This window comes from Moorena sp. SIO4A5 (genome assembly GCF_010672005.1).
Taxonomy (GTDB): Bacteria; Cyanobacteriota; Cyanobacteriia; order Cyanobacteriales; family Coleofasciculaceae; genus Moorena.
Genome location: NZ_JAAHHZ010000331.1, coordinates 1 through 5,097, shown reverse-complemented (window position 1 = coordinate 5,097; position 5,097 = coordinate 1). Strand labels below are relative to the sequence as shown.

The window sequence follows — 5,097 nt, the reverse complement described above, 5'->3', positions numbered from 1 at the left end:
TCAACAACATTGGATCGATATATAAAAACCAAGGGAAGTATAGCCAAGCTCTAGACTATTATCAGCAAGCTTTAGCGATTAACCAAGAGTTTGGCGATCACGGTCGTCATAACGTTGCTACTAACCTCAATAATATTGGCTCAGTTTACAATGTTTGGGGTGAATATGACAAAGCTCTAGATTACTACCAGCAAGCTTTAGCTATTTTTAAAGAAATTGGTGAGCGCTCCCAGGAAGCCAATACCCTTAATAATATTGGGTCAGTTTACAGCAGTCAGGGTGAGTATGACCAAGCCTTAGAATACCACCAGCAATCTCTAGCTATTTCTCAAGACATTGGCGAGCCCTCCCAGGAAGCTGGTAGCTTCAATAATATTGGGTTCATTTACTCTGCTCGGGGGGAGTATGACCAAGCCAAAGAATACTACCAAAAAGCTTTAGCTATTTTTAAAGACATTGGCGAGCCCTCATGGGAAGGTACTATCCTCAATAATATTGCACAAGTTCACTATAATCAGGGTGAGTATGCTCAAGCTTTAGAAAACTACCAAAAAGCGTTAGAGATTGCACAAGACCTAGGGGAGCGCTCCCAGGAAGCTACTATCCTGAGCAATATTGGATTAGTTTACAGTAGCCGGGGAGACAATGCCAAAGCCTTAAACTATCATCAGCAATCCCTAGAAATTAGGCAAGACATTGGTGACAAGGAGGGACTTGCTATAAGTCTCAACAATATCGGAACAGTTTATAATGACCAAGGAGAGTTTAGCCAAGCTCTAGACTATTATCAGCAAGCTTTAACCATTCAACAAGAAATAGGTGTACGCTCTCCAGAAGCTACTACCCTGGGCAACATCGGAACAGTTTACGGTTACTGGGGAAAGTATCCCAAAGCCCTAGAGTATGATCAAAAAGCCCTAGCCATTCGTCAAGAGATTGCTGACCAGGCCGGTATTGGCACCACCTATAACTCTATGGGGGTGAATTATCTGGATTTGGGAGATTATCCCCAAGCATTGGACTACTTCAACCAAGCTAATGCCATTTTTAAGAAAATTGGGCATAAGGAAGGAATTGCGGGAACCCTGAGTAACATCGGATTAGTTTACCAAAAACAAAAACAATATCCCAAGTCTCTCCAATTCTATCAGCAATCCTTGGCTATTTCCCAACAGATTGGTAATCGCCTACAGAAAGCTAACACCCTGACTACTATCGGCAGAGTTTATGAAAAACTCGGAGAGTATACTAAAGCTCTAGACTATCATCAACAAGCCTTAGAGATTAATCAAACAATTGGGTTCAAAGCTGGGATTAGCTCTACCTTGTACCATATGGGAATAGTTTACACTAACCTAGAAAAGTATCCCCAGGCTTTAGCAGCTTATCAACAAGCCTTAGCCCTTTCCAGAACTCTTGGCACTCGCTTAAGGGAAGGGCAAATTCTGGCTGGTATGGGTAAGTTGTATGATACCCAAAACCAATCGGAATTAGCGATTACCTTCTTTAAACAATCGGTTAATGTCCGAGAAGGAATCCGCAAAGACTTAAAAGTTCTGCCGGTTGAACAACAACAATCCTTTACGGATACTGTTGCCGAAGACTATCGCCACTTGGCTGATTTATTGACCCAACAAAATCGCAACTTAGAAGCCCTACGGGTGCTCGATTTACTGAAAGTCCAGGAGTTGCAGGATTACCTCAGTAATGTGCGAGGGGATGATAACACCGTTGATGGCATTACAGAACTGACTGAAGAACAGGAAATCATCAAAGGTACCCAACCGATTATCGACCAAGCCATTGCCCTGGGTCAAGAACTCAGTGAACTAGAAACTATTGTTAGGGATAAGCGCACCCAAAGCCAGCAACAGCGAATCATTCAACTTAGGAAAAATCAAGCCCAGCTCACCAAAGACTTTCAAAATTTCCTGAAGAGTCCAGAAGTAGAAGCTCGCTTGGCAAAATTGAGGGAAACTACAGAAGCAGAAAACTTAGACTTAAAGAAGTATGCTAAACGATTGCAAGAGCAACTCCAGCAATTGGAACAAGATGCGGTTATTCTCTATCCCCTAGTATTAGAAGACCGTTTGGAATTAGTCCTAGTCACTCCTTATGCTCCCCCGATTCGGCGCACGGTTAAGGTAAAACAAAAAGACCTGGAAAGAGCGATTCAAAACTTCCGCAGACTCCTGGCAAATCCGGCTCGTAATGCCAGAACTCCCGCCGAGCAATTGTACGAGTGGCTAATTAAACCGATTGAAGCTGACTTAGCCAAGGCTAATGCCAAAACTATAATATATGCACCCGATGGCAAATTGCGCTATATTCCCCTAGGGGCGTTGTATGATGGCGAGCAATGGCTAATTGAGCGGTTGAGAGTTAATCAGATTACTGCTCTGAGCCTAACATCCCTAGACAATCAACCGACACCACAGTTAGACGTGTTTGCGGCAGCGGTCACCAAAGCTCATACTATTCCGATCGGGGATAAACGACATAACTTTGATCCCTTACAGTATGCCCAACCGGAAGTAGAGCGTCTGGCAGAAACCTTTCCCAACACTAAGACATTGATCGATAAAGAGTTTCACGGGGATACCATTTATCAGATGAATGACTATTCCGTAGTGCATCTAGCCACCCACGCTCTGTTCGACAAAACTAAACAAGATTCCTTTATTCTGTTTGGTGATGGCAGTCACGTTACTCTCAGCCAGGTAGAAGAAAAATGGGATTTATCTAATGTAGATTTAGTGGTGCTCAGTGCCTGTCAAACCGGCTTAGGGGGAGAATTGGGGGATGGCAAAGAAATCCTCGGTTTTGGTTATCTGATGCAAAATGCTGGTGCCGATGCTGCGATCGCATCCCTATGGTCAGTTAATGACGAAGGTACCCAAGCCTTGATGAATAAATTTTATCAGGTCTTGAAACAGGGGAACGTTACTAAAGCGGAAGCCCTCCGGCAAGCTCAAATTGCTTTAATTACCAAAGTAGAGTATGGTTTGGAGCATCCCTTTTATTGGGCACCGTTTATTTTAATTGGAAATGGATTATAGGGAATAGTAACAACAAGGCTTTTAAGACCCGGTGGGTGGAACGGGCATCTTGCCCGTTACAATCGGACAGATTGTCCCACCCTACGCCATATTTACTAAGCATATTTTTTAACAGACAACAATAAACCGTGTCCTGAAGCTTCTCCTACATACCACAGTAATTTAAGGGTGCTCAAATCGAAGTATTTAGCTAAGTGAGACGTCACTTCCAGATACAAAGGAAACTGGTCATTGAAAACTCGATAGAATAAAATAAATTCTCCTGATGGTGCTAATACTTTGCCAACGTCACTAATAGCTCTGAATACGATATCGTCATTCCTTAAAATTCCCATTTCGTAAGAGTCAGGATCGATGGGGCGCTCGATTGAACGACTGGGAAAACATATAAAGACAGTATCGTAAGTTTCCTCTGCTTCTCCTGCACATAAATCCTGCACCTTCACCTGATCTTGACTTCGCATCAGTGGATGATTTTTAATTTCCCCGATGTTGGGATGAAGATCGGAAAATAATACCTTTTGACTCTGTTTCAAAATACAGCAAAAGCCAATCACTCCCGCACCGCATCCGAGGTCTAGCACCCGCTTTCCTTGGACATCAAGAATACCACTCAAAACACCACTCATAAACGCTTGAGCCGCAATTCCACCGTAGGGATTAAACACGCCTTTGGGAACGACAACATCAAAAACGGGTTCATTTTGGTACAGGATCCTAATTTCTCGGTCTTTTGAGGAAAGTTCCTGATGGAAATTCAGATAATCTTTGGGATTATACTGTAAACTTTTCCCGTCTTTGAGAATAATAACAACGTCTTATTGCTTAATCATTTTGAAAATCTTTAGCTCAATGAAATGGAATAAATGATCACTTTTGGTTAGGTTGTGGGTGCGATCGCTTAAAGCCCCTAGCTGACTTGTGTTAATCGCCTCACAACATCTTGCGGGTCAAAATTTCTTCTAGCTCGCTTTCATAGAAAAATTTCGATTCACCAAAAGCAGGCTTCAAATCTCCTAACCAGGTTGCTTCAGCATCAAAACTGGCAAAGAAAGGTCGATTGCACCACTGAGGGTTACGAGCTTGTAAAAAAGACAAAACAAACACTTTCTCCCCTTGAATTTCGCTAATACCTTCAATTTTGACTTTTCCTGGTAAGGCAGACATTACCGGACCACGAGCAGTTCGCCCTAGTCCGGACACTTGTTGTATTGCTTGACGATAAATTTCCCACACCTTAACTAAAGGAATTTCAAAATAGTCTTTAGCTCCTGTTTGTCGTTCGACAAACATATAGTAGGGAATACAGCCTAAGCGTACCTGCATTTGCCACATTTTACCCCAGGTATGGGCTCTATCATTGATGTGGCGAACAACAGGAGCTTGGGTTCGAATTTCCCCTCCCGTTGTTCGAATGCGTTGGATTGCTTTTTGAGCGATTTGTGTATCTAGTTCTCGCCAGTGTTCGTAGTGAGCCATGATTGCTAGATGCTTACCCTGTTGCACTACTTTTTCAAATAAGCGCAACAAATCATCAGCATCTTCATCGGTGACATATCGATGGGGCCAATAAGAAAGTGATTTGGTTCCAATGCGAATAGTTTGAATGTGGTCAAATTCCCCTTCTAATAAAGGTTCGATATATAAAGCCAGCTGTCGTGCTTTCATGGTCATCGGATCACCACCAGTAAGCAATACATCAGTGACTTCTTTGTGTTCTCGTAGATAATCTTGAAAATGACCCGATTCGCGAGTCGCAAATTTAAGATCATCTAGTCCGACAAATTGTGGCCAACGGAAACAGAATGTACAGTAGGCATGGCAGTGTTGACCTGCTGTGGGAAAAATCAAAACTGTTTGTTGATATTTGTGTTGTACTCCCTGTAAAGGTTCACCTTCAAACGACGGGACGTTGTATTGCTTTTGTCCTGCGGGATGGGGATTAAGTCGAAGACGAATTTCATTGGCAGTTTGTCGCATAATTTTTTCTGGAACATTGTCTTTTAGGAGTTGAACCATGGTATTCAAATCCCTTGAG

3 protein-coding genes are annotated in these 5,097 nt (G+C 42.7%); 1 reads left to right on the top strand and 2 read right to left on the bottom strand.

Annotated features, from left to right (window positions below; translation table 11 throughout):
* Nucleotides 1-3,059, top strand: a 3,059-nt coding sequence (locus F6K57_RS36325; RefSeq protein ID WP_293072985.1) for a tetratricopeptide repeat protein, incomplete at its 5' end; no start/stop codon positions are given.
* Nucleotides 3,060-3,154: 95 nt separating this feature from the next.
* Here F6K57_RS36325 and F6K57_RS36320 read toward each other — a convergent pair.
* Both F6K57_RS36320 and F6K57_RS36315 read right to left on the bottom strand, forming a co-directional pair.
* On the bottom strand, nt 3,155-3,727 hold the full coding sequence (locus F6K57_RS36320; RefSeq protein ID WP_293072982.1) for a methyltransferase: 573 nt from the start codon (nt 3,725-3,727) through the stop codon (nt 3,155-3,157).
* Between the two features lie 265 nt (nt 3,728-3,992).
* Nucleotides 3,993-5,097, bottom strand: a 1,105-nt coding sequence (locus F6K57_RS36315) for a lysine 2,3-aminomutase (RefSeq protein ID WP_293072979.1), incomplete at its 5' end; no start/stop codon positions are given.